Annotated in this window: 18 protein-coding genes; 5 read left to right on the forward strand and 13 right to left on the reverse strand. The window is 70.3% G+C overall.

The annotated features are described in order from the left end of the window. Positions 1-52 precede the first annotated feature (52 nt). Both FB381_RS15725 and FB381_RS15730 read left to right on the forward strand, forming a co-directional pair. A complete protein-coding gene (locus tag FB381_RS15725) occupies positions 53-895 on the forward strand; it encodes a DUF1028 domain-containing protein (RefSeq protein ID WP_141781157.1) in 843 nt (280 codons plus the stop codon). Beyond that, positions 892-2,361 (forward strand): FGGY family carbohydrate kinase, encoded by a 1,470-nt coding sequence (locus FB381_RS15730; RefSeq protein ID WP_141781158.1) that lies wholly within the window; start codon positions 892-894, stop codon positions 2,359-2,361. Before FB381_RS15725 ends, FB381_RS15730 begins: the two co-directional genes overlap by 4 nt. Positions 2,362-2,442: 81 nt before the next feature. Here the strand turns inward: FB381_RS15730 and FB381_RS15735 are convergent, their stop codons facing one another. Continuing rightward, positions 2,443-3,510: a glycoside hydrolase family 10 protein gene (locus FB381_RS15735; protein WP_246088143.1), complete on the reverse strand. Its 1,068-nt coding sequence runs from the start codon at positions 3,508-3,510 to the stop codon at positions 2,443-2,445. Between the two features lie 194 nt (positions 3,511-3,704). Between FB381_RS15735 and FB381_RS15740 the strand changes: the two genes are divergently transcribed. After that, entirely contained in the window at positions 3,705-4,238 is a 534-nt protein-coding gene (locus FB381_RS15740; protein ID WP_211352455.1) for a GNAT family N-acetyltransferase, read from the forward strand. Between the two features lie 4 nt (positions 4,239-4,242). Here the strand turns inward: FB381_RS15740 and FB381_RS15745 are convergent, their stop codons facing one another. The 5 genes from FB381_RS15745 to FB381_RS15765 form a co-directional block, all read right to left on the reverse strand. Next, a complete protein-coding gene (locus FB381_RS15745; protein WP_211352456.1) occupies positions 4,243-5,067 on the reverse strand; it encodes an NADPH-dependent oxidoreductase in 825 nt (274 codons plus the stop codon). 64 nt (positions 5,068-5,131) lie between these two features. After that, on the reverse strand, positions 5,132-6,010 hold the full coding sequence (locus tag FB381_RS15750) for a hypothetical protein (RefSeq protein ID WP_170225179.1): 879 nt from the start codon (positions 6,008-6,010) through the stop codon (positions 5,132-5,134). Positions 6,011-6,034: 24 nt separating this feature from the next. After that, positions 6,035-6,892: an arylamine N-acetyltransferase family protein gene (locus FB381_RS15755; protein WP_141781161.1), complete on the reverse strand. Its 858-nt coding sequence runs from the start codon at positions 6,890-6,892 to the stop codon at positions 6,035-6,037. Next, a complete protein-coding gene (locus FB381_RS15760) occupies positions 6,892-7,389 on the reverse strand; it encodes a flavin reductase family protein (RefSeq protein WP_141782811.1) in 498 nt (165 codons plus the stop codon). The genes FB381_RS15755 and FB381_RS15760 overlap by 1 nt, the downstream gene beginning before the upstream one ends. After that, on the reverse strand, positions 7,386-8,165 hold the full coding sequence (locus FB381_RS15765) for a lysophospholipid acyltransferase family protein (RefSeq protein WP_141781162.1): 780 nt from the start codon (positions 8,163-8,165) through the stop codon (positions 7,386-7,388). The genes FB381_RS15760 and FB381_RS15765 overlap by 4 nt, the downstream gene beginning before the upstream one ends. Positions 8,166-8,263: 98 nt before the next feature. Between FB381_RS15765 and FB381_RS15770 the strand changes: the two genes are divergently transcribed. Beyond that, on the forward strand, positions 8,264-8,752 hold the full coding sequence (locus FB381_RS15770) for a hypothetical protein (RefSeq protein ID WP_141781163.1): 489 nt from the start codon (positions 8,264-8,266) through the stop codon (positions 8,750-8,752). On the opposite strand, the gene FB381_RS15775 is transcribed toward FB381_RS15770, so the two are convergent. The 5 genes from FB381_RS15775 to FB381_RS15795 form a co-directional block, all read right to left on the reverse strand. Continuing rightward, a complete protein-coding gene (locus FB381_RS15775; RefSeq protein WP_141781164.1) occupies positions 8,749-9,717 on the reverse strand; it encodes an ROK family protein in 969 nt (322 codons plus the stop codon). The genes FB381_RS15770 and FB381_RS15775 overlap by 4 nt on opposite strands. A gap of 13 nt (positions 9,718-9,730) precedes the next feature. Further along, on the reverse strand, positions 9,731-10,684 hold the full coding sequence (locus tag FB381_RS15780; protein ID WP_141781165.1) for an ROK family glucokinase: 954 nt from the start codon (positions 10,682-10,684) through the stop codon (positions 9,731-9,733). A gap of 3 nt (positions 10,685-10,687) precedes the next feature. After that, entirely contained in the window at positions 10,688-11,167 is a 480-nt protein-coding gene (locus tag FB381_RS15785) for a hypothetical protein (protein WP_141781166.1), read from the reverse strand. A gap of 76 nt (positions 11,168-11,243) precedes the next feature. Beyond that, complete coding sequence (locus tag FB381_RS15790) at positions 11,244-12,491, reverse strand: ArsA family ATPase (protein WP_141781167.1); 1,248 nt, start codon at positions 12,489-12,491, stop codon at positions 11,244-11,246. 7 nt (positions 12,492-12,498) lie between these two features. Beyond that, positions 12,499-12,930 (reverse strand): SRPBCC family protein, encoded by a 432-nt coding sequence (locus FB381_RS15795; protein ID WP_141781168.1) that lies wholly within the window; start codon positions 12,928-12,930, stop codon positions 12,499-12,501. Between the two features lie 281 nt (positions 12,931-13,211). Here FB381_RS15795 and FB381_RS15800 point away from each other — a divergent pair, with 281 nt between their 5' ends. Next, the gene (locus FB381_RS15800; RefSeq protein ID WP_425465450.1) at positions 13,212-14,939 is read left to right on the forward strand and encodes an AMP-dependent synthetase/ligase; all 1,728 of its coding nucleotides are present in this window, start codon (positions 13,212-13,214) and stop codon (positions 14,937-14,939) included. A gap of 112 nt (positions 14,940-15,051) precedes the next feature. Here FB381_RS15800 and FB381_RS15805 read toward each other — a convergent pair whose 3' ends face one another. Both FB381_RS15805 and FB381_RS15810 read right to left on the reverse strand, forming a co-directional pair. Then, positions 15,052-16,296 carry a M48 family metallopeptidase gene (locus FB381_RS15805; RefSeq protein ID WP_246088144.1) on the reverse strand — a complete coding sequence of 415 codons (1,245 nt, stop codon included), beginning with the start codon at positions 16,294-16,296 and terminating at the stop codon, positions 15,052-15,054. Next, a complete protein-coding gene (locus FB381_RS15810) occupies positions 16,293-17,495 on the reverse strand; it encodes a gluzincin family metallopeptidase (protein WP_141781170.1) in 1,203 nt (400 codons plus the stop codon). Before FB381_RS15810 ends, FB381_RS15805 begins: the two co-directional genes overlap by 4 nt. Between the last annotated feature and the right edge of the window lie 26 nt (positions 17,496-17,521).

The raw sequence follows: 17,521 nt of genomic DNA on the forward strand, positions 1-17,521 counted from the left end.
AATTCGTCAACACGCCGTAATCGGTCGAAATATCGCGGTTAGGGTCGCTGGCATGACGTTCTCCATCGTTGCAAAGTCCCTCGATCCGGTCACCGGAGAACCCACCTGGGGCGTGGCCGTGGCCTCGAAGTTCCTGGCCGTCGGATCGGCCGTCCCGGCGGCCGTGGCAGGGGTCGGCGCCATCGCCACCCAGGCCGAGGCGAACGTGGCCTACAAGGGCCTCGCCCTGGCCCACCTGGACGAGGGCGCGACCGCCGCGGTCGCGATCGAGCGCCTCCTGGAGGAGGACGAGGGCCGCGACCACCGCCAGGTCGGCGTCGTCGACGTCGACGGCAACGCGGCCTCCCACACCGGCTCGGCCTGCCTCGACTGGGCGGGTTCGCGCACCGGGTCCACCGACGACGGCGGCTACGCCATCCAGGGCAACATCCTCACCGGGCCCGAGGTGGTCGAGGAGATGGAGGCCGCTTGGTTGGCCTCCTCCCCCGACGCCCCGTTGCAGCGTCGGCTCCTCGCCGCGCTAGCGGCCGGCGACAGGGCCGGCGGCGACAGCCGTGGCCGCCAGAGCGCGGCCATCCTGGTGGTGCGCGACGAGGCCGGCTACGGCGGCAACGACGACATCGCCGCCGACCTGCGTATCGACGACCACGCCGACCCGGTCGCCGAGCTGACCCGGCTGCTCGACCTCAACGACTTCTACCTGACCGCGCCCTCCGAGGCCGAGAAGGTGCAGGTCGGCCCGGAGATCGAGGCCGAGCTCGCGACGTTCGCGGCCGCGGAGGGCGCCAAGGACTTCTACACCTGGGCGGCCACGCAGAACTACGAGATGCGGGTCGCCGACGACGTGTCCTGGGTCGACCAGCGCGTCCTCGACATCGTGCGAGGCTCCAAGTGAGCGCGATCCTCGCCATCGATGCCGGCACGACCGGCGTGACCGCGCTGGTCGTCACCGAGAAGGGCGAGATCGCCGCCCGCGGCTATGAGGAGTTCGACCAGCACTTCCCTCAGGCGGGCTGGGTCGAGCACGTGCCCGAGGGCATCTGGCAGGCCACCTTGGAGGCATGCCGCACCGCCCTGGCGGGCTACGGCAACGACGACCTCGTCAGCATCGGCATCACCAACCAGCGGGAGACGGTCGTGCTGTGGGACCGGGAGACGCTGGGATCGCCCCGGCGCGCGATCGTGTGGCAGGACAGGCGTACGACCTCGATCTGCTCCTCGATGGCCTCCCACGACGCCCGGGTGCGAGAGCTCACCGGGCTTCGCCTCGACCCCTACTTCACCGCGACCAAGCTGGCCTGGATCCGCGACAACGAGCCGCACACGTGGGCGCACGTCGAGGCGGGCCGCTATGCGATCGGCACCGTCGACTCCTACCTGATCGCCCGGATGACGCGCGGGCTGCACCACATCACCGACGTCTCCAACGCCTCGCGCACCCTGCTCTTCGACATCGGCACCAACGACTGGTCCGACGAGCTGTGCTCGCTCTTCGAGGTGCCGCGCGACGCGCTGGCCGACATCGGCCCCAACTGGGGTGACGGCGTCGTCACCGATCCGCGCTCGTTCCTCAATCTGTCCCTGCCCATCACCGGTGTCGCGGGCGACCAGCAGGCGGCCCTGTTCGGGCAGGCGGCGTTCGAGATCGGCGACTCCAAGTGCACCTACGGCACCGGCTCGTTCGTGCTGACCAACACCGGCTCGCAGCCGCAGCGCTCGGAGTCCGGGCTGCTCACCTCGCCGGGCTGGATGTCGCCCGACGGCGAGACGACCTACGTCCTGGAGGGCTCGATCTTCGTCACCGGCGCCGCGGTGCAGTGGCTGCGCGACGGCCTCCAGATCGTCGGCTCCGCCGCCGAGACGGAGGCGCTGGCTCGCACCGTCGATTCCTCGGCCGGGGTCGTGTTCGTGCCCGCGCTGACCGGTCTCGGCGCTCCCCACTGGGACCCTGACGCGCGCGGCACGATCATCGGCATCACCCGTGGCACCAAGCGCGCCCACATCGTGCGCGCGACCCTCGAGGCGATCACCTTCGAGGTGCGCGACGTGATGGCCACCATGCCCACGCCGATCGTCTCGCTCAACGTCGACGGTGGCGCCTCGGCCAACGACCTGCTCTGCCAGCTGCAGGCCGACCAGCTCGGCGTCGACGTCTCCCGCCCCCGCTACGTCGAGACCACCGGCCTGGGGGCGGCGTTCCTCGCCGGTCTCGGCTCCGGCGTGTGGGACTCGTTCGACCAGATCCGCGAGACCTGGGCGCTGGATCGCACCTTCTCACCCGATGCGTCGCGCCGTGAGGCGGCCGACGAGGCGTACGCCTCCTGGACCGAGGCCGTCGGCCGCTCGAAGGGGTGGGCCTGAGCGCGCCGCACGCTCACGCGCTGGGACCACAGGGCAAGGCCCCGGCTGCGATTCCATAGCCGGGGCCGAGCTCTGTGCGGATCAGAGGGTCGAGCCCCCGTCAGCGGTGTTGAGCTGGTCGAGGACGTAGCCGTAGGCGAGCTTCTTGTTGCCGTAGCCGTCGAAGAGCAGCGGGGTGTCGGACGCACGCCAGGAGTCGGTGTCACGCACTCCCCACACGGTGATGCCGGTGCAGCGGGTCACCGCCATGCAGGCCTGGGTGACGCCGCGGAACTGCTCGGCCTGCGAGGTGCCGGAGCCGGCGATGTCGAGCTCGGTGATCTGTACGTCGACACCCAGGTCGGCGAAGTTCTGCAGGGTCTCGTGGTAGTTGTTCGGCACCGGGTTGCCGGAGTTGAAGTGGGCCTGGAAGCCGACACAGTCGATGGGTACGCCACGGGACTTGAAGTCACGCACCATGTTGTAGACGGCCTGCGTCTTGGCGTGCTGCCAGTTGTCGGTGTTGTAGTCGTTGTAGCAGAGCTTCGCGTCGGGATCGGCCTCACGAGCGGCGTAGAAGGCTGCCTCGATCCAGTCGTTGCCGGTGCGCTGCAGGTTGGAGTTGCGGCGGGCTCCGGAGGAGCCGTCCTCGAACGCCTCGTTGACGACGTCCCAGGCGTAGATCTTGCCCTGGTAGTGACCCGCGACGCCGGCGATGTGGTTGAGCATCGCGTTGCGCAGCGAGCTGCCTTCCATGTTCTGCATCCAGCCCGGCTGCTGGGAGTGCCAGGCGAGCGCGTGCCCACGCACCCGCTTGCCGTTCTGGAGGGCCCAGTCGGCGATCTGGTCTCCGGAGGAGAAGCTGAACTGGTTCTGCGACGGCTCGGTCGCATCCATCTTCATCTCGTTCTCGGCGGTGATCATGTCGAACTCACGGTTCGCGATGGTGGTGTACTGCGAATCCGACATCCGGCTGGCCGCGATGGCGGTGCCGAAGTAGCGGCCGGACTCGGCAGCCGCATCCTGGAGGGTGGAGCCGTCCGCCTGGGCCGGCCCGGCCGCGGCGACGACGGCGACACCGCCGGCGATCAGCATGGCGGCGACGGAGACGGGGCCGGCAGCTCTTCGGGCCAGCCGGGCACGCACGGGTCTGACTCGAACTCGGGTCATCATCGATCCTCTTCTCTGGTTTGAGCGATGGTCGGTGGTGCTACCTCGGAGCTCGCGCGAACTCGAACGAAAACGTTATCGATATCGTTTTATGGCGTCAATAGATCTGAGCAAACTGACGTGATGCACCTCACATTTGGCCGCGTCCCACACACCGCGGTCATCGGCCCCGGCCGACGTGGCAGGCTCGCTCCGTGCCATTCACCCACCGCATCGCGACACCAGCAGACATCCCGGCCCTGACCGCGATCATGAACACCTCGATCGGCCGGCTCCAGCAGGGATTCCTGAGCGAGGCCCAGATCGCCTCGAGCCGCACGGTGATGGGCATCGACACCCAGCTGATCGAGGACGGCACCTACTTCGTCATCGAGGACGGCACCGAGATCGCCGGCTGCGGCGGCTGGAGCCGTCGAGCGACCTTGTACGGCGGAGACCACACCCCCGGCCGCGAACCGGCCGAGCTGGACCCGGCCCATGACCCGGCGCGTGTCCGGGCGATGTACACGAACCCCGACTTCACCCGCCGCGGCGTAGGGCGCCTGATCCTCGACCTGTGCGTGCGCGCTGCGGCCGAGGAGGGTTTCACGAGCCTGGAGCTGATGGGCACGCTCTCGGGCGAGCCGCTCTACCGGGCCTACGGATTCGAGCCGGTGGAGCGGATCACCGACGACCGGGGCGGAGCGCCCGTGCCGCTGATCCGGATGCGGAAGAGCATCGGGAGCTGATCGGTCAGCGGCTCGGGAACCCGAGCCGCTGCAGCTGCGAGCGCAGCCGGTGCCGGCCGGCCATGCTGGCAGGACCGACGAGCCGGGCGAGGACGCGTTCGGACCACCCGCCGCCGAGGCCGTGGGCAGCGTTGTAGGCATTGAGCCGCTGGTCGTAGGCAGCGATCTCCTCGGCGCTCGGCGCCGCATAGGTCTCGTGATGAAGCACCACCGAAGGTGGGAGCCGCGGCTTCACCCCCGCCCGCTCGTCGGGGTCGGGCACTCCGACGGCGAGGCCGAAGACCACGAAGGCGCCGTCCGGCAGGGCGAGCTCGGCGGCGATCTCCTCGGGGTGGTTGCGGGCACCGCCCACGCATACCGTGCCGAGGCCGAGCGACTCGGCCGCGACGATGGCGTTCTGGGCGGCGAGCGAGGCGTCGATGACCCCGAGGAAGAGCGACTCCAGATAATCGGTCGCCGCCACCCGCACCCCGCCGCCGGCCGCAGCGGCCAACCCTCGCGCACGACTCAGGTCGGCGACCCAGAGCAGGAAGAGGGGCGCCTCCTCGATGAACGCCTGGTCGCCGGCCAGCCGCGCCAACCGTTCCTTGCGGCCCGGCTCACGCACGGCGACGACGCTCCACGTCTGCAGGTTCGACGAGGTCGGCGCCGAGGACGCGGCCGCCACGATCGCGGTGAGCTGGTCGTCGCTGACCGGGTCAGCCAGGAAGGAGCGCACCGACCGGTGCCTGAGCTGGTGCTCGACGACCGGGCTGGTCGCCGCCAGCGAGACGATCGCCGGGTCTCGGTAGCGGTCGGCGATGGCGGAGTCGGTCGCTGTCTCGGTCACGTGCATCAGAATAGTAGATCGAATTACTCCACAATCATCCGGTCCGCGGCTCCGGCCCTCGGTCCTACCCGCCGAGCCGCTCGACCTCGGCAGCCGCATCGTCGCGGGCGGTGCGGCTCTCGACCACCGCGGACTCCGCCGCCTCGCGAGCCTCCTCCGCCTCGGTGAGATCGTCGTCGACCTCGAGCGCGTTCGCCTCCAGGTCGGCCAGTCGGCGGCGTACGTCGTCGATCTCCGACCTCACCTGGAGCAGCCGTGCCTCGACCTGCTTCGCGGCCGCCGCGGCCTCGTCGCGGCTCGCCTCGGCGGTGGACAGCGCCGAGGCGGCCTCGGAGAGCGCCTCGCGCGCCTCGTCGAGCGCGGTCGTGTCGGGAAGATCGGGCACGGCGTGCAGCGGTTCGGGCAGCGGCGGGACGACCTCGGGCACCTCGAAGCCCAGCGCCTCCGGCACGGCGACCGCGGCGGCCGCGTCGACCGCGTCGACCCCGGTGGCCGAGAGCGCCGAGACCAGCAGGCCGCTGCGTACGGCCCGGGCCGCGTCGGCGTCGATCATGGCCGCGGTGAAGGTGCCCTCGACCTGGGTCGCCACCGCCTCGGTGACGCGCAGCCCGTGCTCGCGAGCCAGCCCCCGCGCCCGGGTGGTGACGGCCGCGGTGAGCTGACGGCGCTGCTTGGTGAGCTCGCGCAGCTGGCCGGCGTCCATGCCCGTCTGTGCCTCGCGCAGCAGCGCGCCGACGGAGATCACCTGCTCGACCTGCTCGGTCTCGTAGCGCACCAGGAGGTTCACCACCCAGGCCGCTGTCGACGGCTTCTTCAGCGTCTTCACGGCCGGCCCGAGCGGGGTGCCCTTCAGCTCCTTCGCTCGCGCGTCGCGCCGCGGGGTGAAGTCGGCCAGCGGCAGGCCGTAGAGCTCGGCCGCATCAGCAAGCAGGTCCTCAGCCACCGTTGCATCGTAGGACCACACACCTCAGCGCGTCAGCAACCAGTCGTCGTAGGCGGCCGACTGCCGCCGGTGGAGCTCACGCAGGGCGCCTTCCTCGACCCCGGCCGAGCCAATGCCCAGGCCCGCCAGCACCGAGCGCCACTCGTCGAAGTCGCGCAGCTCGCGCACCGAGGCTCCTGCGCCTGTGCGGGTGTGCCGGATCGAGCGGACGGTGTCGGCACCGCTCGCGTCACGCCGTTGCACGACCAGCGTGCGGGTGAAGTCACCCTCCGGCGGCGTGGCCAGGCGCAGATGTGAGCGCTCGACCTCTTTCTGCGTCACCTCGCCGCGCACGAGGCTCCCGAGGAACGACCCGTGCGGGTCGTGGTGGAACGTCCACCCCGACTCCCCCACCCGCCGCAGCCGATAGACGAAGCCGGACTGTCGAAAGTGCCCTTCGACCAGCGGCAACGGATCCCAGAAGCCGTCGCCGTAGCCGACGTCGGCGACCCAGCGGCCCTCCGGGTTCGAAGCAGTCGGCAGGTCGCGCACCTCGATCGCCAGATGGTCCAAGGTGCCCGAGGCACCGGTCGCCTCGAGCATCTGCCCGGCGCGCCGGACCACCTCGAAACCCAGCTGCTCCAGCACCAGCGAGAAGAGCCCGTTGTTGTGGAAGCAGTAGCCGGCCTCACCGCCCGCGGCGACCCGCGCGAGCGTCTCGGCCGGGTCCACGGGGTGCGGACTCGGCGCAGCGCCGATGGTGGCGAGCATGATCGAGAGGTTGTCGTAGGCGATCGCGCTCAGATGGCGATGGTGAAGATCGACGAGCGTCTCGTACGTCGCCTCCGGCCGCGCCTCGAGACCGATCCGTCGCAGATAGCCGTCGAGCGCCGCCGCCGTCACTACCTGGCCAGCCTGCCGTGCCGGTGGACGAGCGGATCCTCGTCGTCGCCGACCTCGAGCGTCTCGATCTCACAGGTCGCCAGGACCGACCAGCCGACATCGGACAGGGAGACCAGGCGTACCCCTGCCCAGGTCGGCGCGTCGGTGAGCCGGGGACCGAACTCGGTCTCGTCCCAGGTGCCGGTCGTGAAGGCGCCCCCGGGCGCGGGCGCGGTGCCGCCGAAGACCTCGGCCAGGTCGCGGTGGCGCCAGTGGAGCAGCGAGACCACCGCGGCGCCGGTCTCCTCGAGCTCGTCGCGCAGATCCGAGTCGGGGTCGAGCAGCCCGAGCACGGCGGCCGGCTCGCCGTTGGCCACCATCAGCGAGGAGACCGTGAGGCCGGCCCGGGAGCCGGCAGACCCGGAGGTCCACAGCGAGACCCTCCCACCCAGACGCCCACGCAGCCGACGTGCCGGATCGTCCGGCGTCGGGAACGGGTGGGAGGAGTGGATCGTCAGGCTACGTCCTCGGTCGGGCCGGGCTTGGAGGGCCTGGACTTCTTCTTCGCGGCCTTCGCCGACGACTTCTTCTTGGACGCCTTCGCGGCGTCGTCGAGCTTCTTGGCCTCGGTGGCGTACATGTCGACGTACTCCTGACCCGACAGCTTCAGGATCTCGTAGACGATCTCGTCGGTGATCGCCCGCAGGATGTAGCGGTCGTTGGCCATGCCGTCGTAGCGCGAGAAGTCGAGCGGCTTGCCGTAGACGATCCGCGGCTGCACGATCTTGCCGAACTTCTTGCCCGGCGGCGCGATCAGGTCGGTGCCGATCACGGCGACCGGGATCACCGGCGCACCGGTGTCCAGGGCGAGCCGGGCCACGCCGGTGCGGCCCCGGTAGAGCTTGCCGTCGTGGGAGCGGGTGCCCTCGGGGTAGATCCCGAAGAGCTCGCCCTCCCCCAGGACCCGCTTGGCGGCGATCAGCGCGCCCTCGGCGGCGGTGGCACCGGTGCGGTCGATCGGCACGTTGCCGGTGCCGGAGAAGAAGGTGCGCTGCAGGGCACCCTTGAGGCCGGTGCCGGTGAAGTATTCGGCCTTGGCCACGAAGCGCACCATCCGCTTCATCCCCAACGGCATGAAGAGCCAGTCGGCGTAGGAGAGGTGGTTGCTGGCCAGGATCGCCTGTCCCTTGCGCGGAACGTTCTCCACGCCTTCCCAGGACGGGCGGAAAATCGTTCGCAGCAGAGGCCCGATCGCGACCCACTTCAGGAACGAGTAGAAGAGCTTCGTCGACACCCCATCGCCTTCCGTCATTGTCTTCGACCCGTGAGCCTATATCGCGACAGGTTCTTCTACTCGCGCACCCTGTCATGAGATCCCGGTAGGCTGGCAACGTGAGTGAGCGAGACGAGCGGCCTGAGGACGCGGCCGGGGCCTCCGACGAGGCTTCGCAGCCGTCTGAGCCTGGGACGTCCGAGGAGGAGGCCTGGCGCGAGATCGTCGAGAACTACGGCGAGCGCCCCTCCCTCGACGAGACACCCGTCGCTCCGAGCATCTTCGAGCAGAAGATCGACATCGTCGAGCCCGTCGACGAGCCGGATCCCTACGAAGACATGTGGCGCGACGATGACGAGGGCTACGTGCCTCCGCCCCCGCCGCCGTTGCCGAGGACGACCCCGGCACGGTTCCTCGCCTGGCTCGGCGTGCTCGGCGCCCCTGTCGCGGTGCTCGCCCTGATCGTGGTCACCCAGGTGAGCGGTCGCAGCTTCAGCAGCTGGGTGATCGGTGGCCTCGTCGCCGCCTTCCTGGCCGGCTTCGTCTACCTGCTGGTGACGATGTCGAACGAGCCACGCGACCCCTGGGACGACGGCGCCCGGGTCTAGCGCGCCTCGGTCAGGCGCCGGGCGAGGACCGCCGCGCCGACGACTCCTGCCTCGGCGCCGAACGCGGTCGCCACGATCTGCGGCACCTCGCGATGCAGACGCCCGACCAGCGACTCCTCCAGCGCCGTGCGAGCAGGCGCCAGCAGCAGGTCTCCCGCGGTGGAGACTCCCCCGCCGACGACCAACAGCTCGGGGTCGAAGGCAGCCACCAGGCCGGCCATCCCGACGCCCAGCCAGGCCCCCACCGACTCGTACGCCGCCAGAGCCAGCTCGTCGCCGTCGATCGCCGCGGCGGTGATCGCCGGGCCGGTGATCTTCTCCGGGTCGCCCGCGGCCAGCTCGTCGAGGACGCCACCGGAGTGCTCCTCGGTCTCCATGCGGGCGCGCACGAAGGCGACCAGGGCGTTGCCGGAGGAGTACTGCTCCCAGCATCCGGTGAGACCGCACTCGCACGGCAGGCCGCCGGGCACGACCTGCATGTGGCCGAACTCCCCGGCCATGCCGTTGCGCCCGCGCACGACCTGGCCGCCCAGCACCACCGCACCGCCGATCCCGGTGCCGAGGGTGATCAGCAGGCCCGAGTCGACGCCGCGAGCCGCACCGAGCTCGAGCTCGGCCAGGGCGGCGCAGTTGGCGTCGTTGTCGAGCGCCACCCGGGTGCCCCAGCGATTGGAGAGCCGGGTCAAGGTGGGCTCTCCGCGCCAGGGCAGGTGCGGCGCGAACATGACCCGCTCCCCTGCTGCGTCGACGAACCCCGCGGCGGCAAGTCCGACCCCGGCGACCGGGCGCCCGTCGGCGACCTCGGTCACCGCCTCGGTCAGCGCGTCTTCGACCAGCTCGAGCTCGACCCGGCGGCCCGGAGTGGTGCGGCGAGCGGTGCGGAGCACCTCACCGCTCGCCGTGACCTCGGCGGCGAGCACCTTGGTGCCGCCGATGTCGACACCGATGTGGAGTGCTGAGGTCACGCGTTCACCGAGGTCACTTGCGCGCCAGGTCTGCGGCGCCGATCAGCCCCGCCTCGTTGCCCAGCGTCGCCTTGCGGATGTCGAGCCTCGGGCGATGACCACGGCCGGTCAGCTGAGCCTCGAAAGCACGCCGGGCGGGGCCGAGCAGCAGGTCGTCGGCCTCGGCCACTCCCCCGCCGACCGCCACCACGGCCGGGTCGAGGACGGCCGCGATCGACGCGATCCCCTCGCCCAGCCAGATGCCGAGGTCGGTCAGCGCCTCGATCGCGAAGGCATCGCCGTCGCGGGCGGCCTCGGTGATGAGCGGGCCTTTGATCTTGTCGAGGTCGCCCTCGGCGCGGTCGAGCACCTCGCGGGCCAGCAGCGAGCCGCCGCGCGCGGCGGAGCGTACGTTGCGCACCAGCGCCGACCCCGAGGCGTACTGCTCCCAGCAGCCGCGGTTGCCGCAGCCGCACAGGTGGCCGTTGGGCACCACGCGCATGTGGCCGATCTCCGCGCCGACGCCGAAGGCACCGCGGTAGAGCTCGCCCTCGAGCACCAACCCGCCGCCGACGCCCGTGCCGACGGTCACCAGCATCATGTTGTCGACCTCGGCACCCGCGCCGTACTCGAACTCGCCCCACGCGGCCGCGTTGGCGTCGTTCTCGATCACGACCGGAAGGTCGAGCACCTTCTCCAGGCGCTCCTTGAGCGGCACGTCACGCCAGGCGATGTTGGGCGCGAACAGCACCGTCGAGCGGGCCTTGTCGATGTAGCCGGCCGCGCCGATGCCGACGCACTCGATCGGGTGTCGCGACTTGAGCTCCTGGACCACCTCGACGATGGCGGCCTCGATGTCTTCGGGGTGCTTGGCCGGCGACTCGACGCGGTGGTCCTCGACGATGTTGCCGTCGTGGTCGACGACGCCACCCAGGATCTTCGTGCCACCGACGTCGACGCCGCAGGAGAGCTTCTTCGTCTTCGTCATGACTCAGCTCCAACCGTCGAGATCGATGCGCTCGACCCTCTCCGTACGCTGCGCCGCCTCATCCTCAGCCCGCACGCCATCACCGTGAGCATCCTCGCCTTCACCAGAACCAGCACCGGGGCCCGTGGCCGCTGCGTTGAGCACCGCGGTCGCGGCCTGCATCAACGATGCGGCCGCGCTGGCCAGATGCACCTTGACCTCCGGGCTGGACTCCCGGAGTACGTGAACGGTACGGCACACCGGGCAGTAGGTGCACTCCGGTGCACCGGTGTCGACGTGGTCGCCGAGATCCTCGGCGAACCTGCCCGCAAGGTCGGAGGCGTGCCCGGCGATCCCGGTCAGCGCGTGCGCGAGACCGCCCGCGGCAGCACCCGCCCCGTCCTTGGAGTCCTTGGCCCAGTCGCCGATCGCCTCCATCAGCCGGGCGAGCTCCTCGGCAGTGGTGCCGAGCGGCTCCTCGGTCCACTCGTGGCGCTCGCTCACGCGACCACCCCCGTAGCGCAAGCGCCAGAGTACGGACGCGGCCGCGTGACCTGATGGTTCACTCGCTGGCGCTCGCTCACGGCATCTCGCTCTCGGTATTCGTCGTCCGGCGTGTGAACGTTACCTGCAGCTCGCCACCTTCGACCCGCGCCCCGCTGACGTCGAGCCGGGACAGTGCGGCCGGCAGGGTCAGCAGCCGCCGGTAGGCACCGACGGTGATCGCCAGCTCGTCGCCGTTGCGGCCCAGCTGCACCTGCTCGCGGCCGACCCATCTGGCCATCCCGGGCAGCGCGAGATGGACCACGCTCGTACGCTCGTCGCGCCTCTCGATCCGGAACGGCGCCGCAGTGTCGGGCACGGCGAGCGGCTCCGCGCCGAGCGCGGAGGCGTACGCCGCCTCGGCCACCTCCCGCAGCTCCTCGACCCCGACGGGCTCGCCGGGCCGATAGAACGAGCGCCACACGGGCAGGCCCTCGAAGGAGGCCTCGACGTCGGCAAGCACCTCGTCCTGCGCCTTGACCCAGCCTGCCCGCCAGTCGTCGGAGCCGCCCGCCGGGAAGATCCGGTTGGCGACGACACCGTCGACCCGATAGCCGTAGAGAGACAGGGTCGTCCACGAGCGTCGGGCCTCGGCGAGCACCACCCGCTCGGGGGTCAGCACGATGCGTACGGACGCGTCGGGGCCGGAGAGCAGCGCTCGCACCTCGGCGAGCTCGCCGTGGAGGCGGACCACCGCGTCGAAGACGGAGTCGCCGGGCATGGGCACACCGGCGGCCTTGGTCAGCACGGGCTTGAGCGCCTTCACCATCTTGCGCTGCACCGGGAGGATGCGCTCGAGATACCAGCCGAGCGCCTCCGGCAGAGCGAGCAGCCGCAGCGTCTCGGCGGTCGGGGCGCAGTCGACCACGATCACGTCCCACTCGCCCGAGGACGCCATCCGGCGCAGCTCCAGGAGCGCGAAGACCTCCTCGGCGCCGGGGATGATCGTCAGCTCCTCGGCCGCGATCCGGTCCACCCCGATGGTGTCGAGCACGGTCAACAGATAGCCCTGCACCTCGGCCCACGACTGCTCGAAACGACGCTGGGCGTCGACATGCTGCACGTAGAGGTTCTCGGTGACCTGCACCGGCTCGGCGCCCAGAAGACGCTCGCTGCGATCGCCCGGGACACCTTCGACGAGACCGAATGCGTCGCCGAGCGAGTGGGCAGCGTCGGTGGAGAGCACCAGGGTGCGCAGACCGCGGGCCGCCGCCATCGCAGCGGTGCCGGCCGAGACCGTCGACTTGCCGACGCCTCCCTTGCCGGTGAAGAGAAGGATCCTCACGAAGAGCCTACTTTTCGACTCTCTGCTTGAGACCCCGCAGCGCGGTGTCGATCAGCACCTTCTCGCCCTTGCGCTTGAGCATGCCGATCAGCGGGATGCTCAGGTCGAGCGCCAGCCGATAGGTCACCTCGGTGCGACCGTCGAGGTCGCGCAGCACGTAGGCGCCGTCCATCGAGCGCAGCAGGTTGCCCTTCACCAGCGACCAGGTCACCTGGCGGTCGCCGTCCCAGGTGTAGGCGAGGGTGTAGTCGTCCTTGATCGGCGAGACGTCGAGCACGAACCGCACCTGCTCGGCGCGCCCGTCGGCGCCGGCCTCGACGACGTCGACCTGCTGCATGCCCTTCGCCCAGGTCGGGTAGGACTCGAAGTCGGCGATCACCGCCATCACTGCCGAGGGTGTTGCCTCGATCACGATCGTCGAGGTGGTCTGGTCGGCCATCGGTGGTGTCCTCACTCGGTCCGGCTCGTGCGAGCAGATGTGTGCGGGTAACGCCAGTAAACGGTGCGCTCTCGAAAGGCACACCGGAGCAGCCCCGGATGCCATCGTAGGAGTGATTCCGGAGCGTACCGGATAGCATCCCAGTTCAAAGGTCGGCCTGTGACGGGGGTAACCTGCGGATCGTACCCACCTACCATCAGTATGCGGAGGCCATAGTGCGCGAGTTCTCCACGCCCGCGACATACGTCGTTCCCCCCACCGGAAGTCTGAGCGACGATGTCGTGCGCAACGCCGCTGAGGCTCCCGACGTAGCCGTTCTCAGCCGCCCCGGAGCCGACGGCACCTGGGGCGATGTCACCTCGACCGAGTTCCTCGCCGAGGTCTCGGCGGTCGCCAAGGGCCTGATCGCGGCCGGTGTCGGCGCTGGAGACCGGGTCGCGCTGCTCTCGAAGACGCGCTATGAGTGGACGCTGGTCGACTACGCGATCTGGTTCGCCGGCGCGACCACCGTGCCGATCTACGAGACCTCCTCCGCCGAGCAGATCGCGTGGATCCTGCAGGACTCGGGCGCGGTCGCGGTCGTCGCCGAGGACACCGGCCATGTCGAGCGCATCAGCGAGGTCCGTGAGGGCTGCGCCGCGCTCAACAACGTGTGGTCGATCAACGACAACGCCGTCGAGCTGCTGGGCAAGCTCGGCACCGACGTCACCGACGAGCAGCTCGAGGCCCGCCGCAGCGCGGTGACCCCGGCCGACGCCGCGACGCTGATCTACACCTCCGGCACCACCGGGCGCCCGAAGGGCTGCGTGCTCACCCACGGCAACTTCATGTTCGAGCTCGAGGTCGTCGTCGGCTCCCTCGACGGTCTGTTCAGCATCGAGGGCCGCAGCACGCTGCTGTTCCTGCCGCTCGCCCACGTCTTCGCGCGGATCATCCAGATCGGCTGCATCAAGTCGCGCACCCGTCTGGGCCACACCCCCGACATCAAGAACCTCGTCGCCGATCTCGGCACCTTCCAGCCGACGTTCGTGCTGGCCGTGCCGCGGGTCTTCGAGAAGGTCTACAACACCGCCTCGCAGAAGGCTGTCGCCGACGGCAAGGGCCGCATCTTCGACGCCGCGACCGAGGTCGCGATCGAATACTCCCGGGCGACCGAGACCGGCAAGGCCCCGTTCCTGCTGGCCGCCAAGCACAAGCTGTTCTCCAAGCTCGTCTACGGCAAGCTGCTGGCCGCGCTCGGCGGCAACTGCTCCTACGCCGTCTCCGGCGGCGCCCCGCTCGGCGACCGGCTCGGCCACTTCTACCGAGGCATCGGCGTCACCGTCCTGGAGGGCTACGGGCTCACCGAGACGACCGCCGCGCTCACCGTCAACCTGCCCGAGGCGTTCAAGATCGGCACCGTCGGCCGGCCGCTGCCCGGCACGTCGGTGCGCGTCGCCGACGACGGCGAGCTGCTCTTCCGCGGCGGCCAGGTGCTCAAGGAGTACTGGCAGAACCCCAAGGCCACCAGCGAGGCCAAGACCGACGAGGGCTGGTTCCACTCCGGCGACCTCGGCGAGGTCGACGACGAGGGCTTCGTCAAGATCACCGGCCGCAAGAAGGAGATCCTGGTGACCGCCGGCGGCAAGAACGTCGCCCCGGCCGTGCTCGAGGACCGCCTGCGAGCCCACGTGCTCGTCGACCAGTGCATCGTGGTCGGCGACGGCCAGCCGTTCATCGGCGCCCTGGTCACCATCGACCCCGAGGCCCTGCCCACCTGGGCCGAGGCCAACGGCAAGTCGGCCAACATCGAAGACCTCGTCGACGACGAAGACCTGCGCGCAGCCATCCAGAGCGCCGTCGACGACGCCAACAAGGCCGTCTCGAAGGCCGAGTCGATCCGCAAGTTCGTGATCATGAGCGAGTCGTGGACCGAGGAGGGTGGCCAGCTCACCCCCAGCCTCAAGCTCAAGCGCAACGTCGTGATGCGCGAGTTCAGCCACGAGGTCGACGCGCTCTACGCAAAGTAGCTCTCGTCTGACGATGCCGAGTCGGCTCGTTCTGACCGAAAACCGCGCCGAGTCGGCTCGTTATAACGAGCCGACTCGGCGCGGTTCTGTGTCAGGACGAGCCGACTCGGCGTCAGTCGAGGATGCGATGAGCGATCGCGATGCGCTGCAGGCTGGTGGGGTGGGAGCCGAACCACCACTGCGACCAGGCCTGCGGTGACGGGTCGGAGAGGGAGCGTACGTCGAGATCGTGCTGCAGCCGCACGAACGACTCCAGGTCGCCGGTGGCCCGGAGCGCGTCGACGTCGGCGCGGGTCTCGACCTGACGACTCAGCCCGTTCTCGACCGGCATCGCCAGCACGCTCGCCAGCGCGAAGACGGCCAGGAGCATCGGGATGGCTTCGGGCGTGGCGTACTCGTCCTGACGGCGGTAGGAGAGCAGCAGCCCCAGCATACCGACCGCCGCGACGGCACCGGCTGCGCCGGTGACGGTGCCGACCAGCACGTCGTCGTGCTTGGCGTGGGCGAGCTCGTGGGCGACCACGGAGATCACCGCGCCGTGCGCGGCGGCGTCGCGCTGGGAGTCGACGAGGTTGTCGTAGAGGACGACCCGGCGGGTCGAGCCGAAGCCGGTGACGTAGGCGTTGAGCGAGGTGGTGCGCCGCGAGGCGTCGACCACCAGGACGTCGTCGAGGTCGACCCCTTCGCGATCGGCGATCGCCATCACCTCGGAGCGGAGCTCACCGCGAGGCAGCGGTTCGAAGTCGTTGAACAGCGGCTCGATGAGCACCGGGTAGACGAAGGAACCGACCACGACCAGGAGCGCGACCAGTCCCCCGGCGACGACCGGCCACCAGCGGCGGCCCAGGCGGATGCAGCCGAAGAGCGCGACCAGCGCGATCGAGGTGATCACGATGCCGACCGCCTGGTTCAGCAGCGAGTCGCCCACCCACGACCCCCACGACTGCCTCGAGAGCCCGTAGCGCAGGCGCAGGTGGTGGGAGACCACCGAGAACGGCAACGTGAGGACCCACCCGACGAGGGTGACCCCGGCGACCGCGAGCACCACGCGCAGCAGCCAGGGGCCACGGAGCCTGGCGACCAGACGTCGGCCGAGCGAGGTGAACCCGAGCACCCCGGCGACGACCAGCGAGACGACGAGCCCGGCACGGCTGACCCAGCGAGCGGTGCTGGAGAAGGCCAGCATCCGCTCCAGCTCGCGCGGCGCGAACACGTCGCGCTCGTCGGGCAGAACGAGGACTCCGCCAGGGTAGGGATGCCAGGGGATCAACCACCAGGCCAGCGCCACGAAGGCGACCGCCCCGACGATGAGGACCGCCCAGGACGCTCGCCTCGAACTCACCTGCGCCCCGGTCACCGTGCAGAGTCTGACAGATGGGTCCGCCAGCGGGCGGTCAGCTCGTCGACGCCGAACCCGAAGCTCGCCCGCAGCGCCCTCTCCAGCGGTACGCCACGCCCCGTCTGCTCGTAGAGATCGACCAGCGCCTCCTGCCCGCCAGCCTCGGCGAGCACCACGCAGGCCAGCCAGGCTGCCTCGTACTCGGCGCCGAAGTGCTCCGAGCGGGTGTTGAACTCGGCCTTGCCGGGCAGGTGCTTCGGGGGGCCGTCCTCACGCACCTGCGCGAGGATCTGGCCGGCGGTCTTGCTCAGCGGCAGCGTGGTGTCGCGCAGGGCGACGTAGTCGGCGTAGCCCTCGACCAACCACATCGGCCGGTGGGGGTTGGTGGGTGCGGCGGTGGCCGCATGCACGGCCTCGTGGGTGATCACCACCTGGGCGCCGGGCGAGTCGAGGTCGCCGATGACGTCCTGGTTGACCCATACGTGCAGGGGCGAGCCCGCTGTGCTGGACCCGTCGACGGTCGCCGTCACCGCGGCCACCGACGAGTAGGTGCTCGGTTGGGCCCCGAGAGCGCTGTCGAGCCCCGACGCGGGCACCTCGAGCACCAGGCGCGGTCGGTCCCAGCCGATCACTGTGCGCACCTGCTTCACCGCCGAGGCCGCCAGCTCGGCGTAGCGGTCGGCCTGCTCCGCGGAGGCCTGGACGACCACGAGCGTGGAGCCGGTGCGGCGCACCTCGACCGGGCCACTGAGCCACAGCGGCATCCGGGTGCCTTCATCGGCGGAGAAGCCGGTGATCTCCCCGTCGCCGTCGAAGCCGACCTTCAGCTCCTCGCTCAGGGTCGGGTCACCAGGGGCGCGCCACGACATGTCGACGTCGGCCGTCCACGAGCCGTCCTCGTCGACGTTTCCGGACTCGGCGACATACCTCGCGCTCAGGCCCTCGATGCCGATCGCGTCAGCGTTGCGGGTCGCCACCGCGGCCGCGCCCTTGCCCTCGGGCTTCGCCCCGTCGCGTACGCCGGCGACCAGCTCCTCCAGGGAGTCTCGGCCCGCCACGGTGTCGGCGCGCACCGTCGGCGCGGCGCTCGGGGTCGGGGCGACGTACTCGCCTCCCCCGGTCAGCCGCCAGCCGACGAACCCGGCGATCAGCATCACCAGCACGAGCGCGGTGCCGATCGCGACGGGACGGGATAGAAGATGGCCGACCGTTCGCATCTGCGAACGATCGGCCTCTTCGGGGT

The organism is Nocardioides albertanoniae (assembly GCF_006716315.1).
GTDB classification, from domain to species: Bacteria; Actinomycetota; Actinomycetes; order Propionibacteriales; family Nocardioidaceae; genus Nocardioides; species Nocardioides albertanoniae.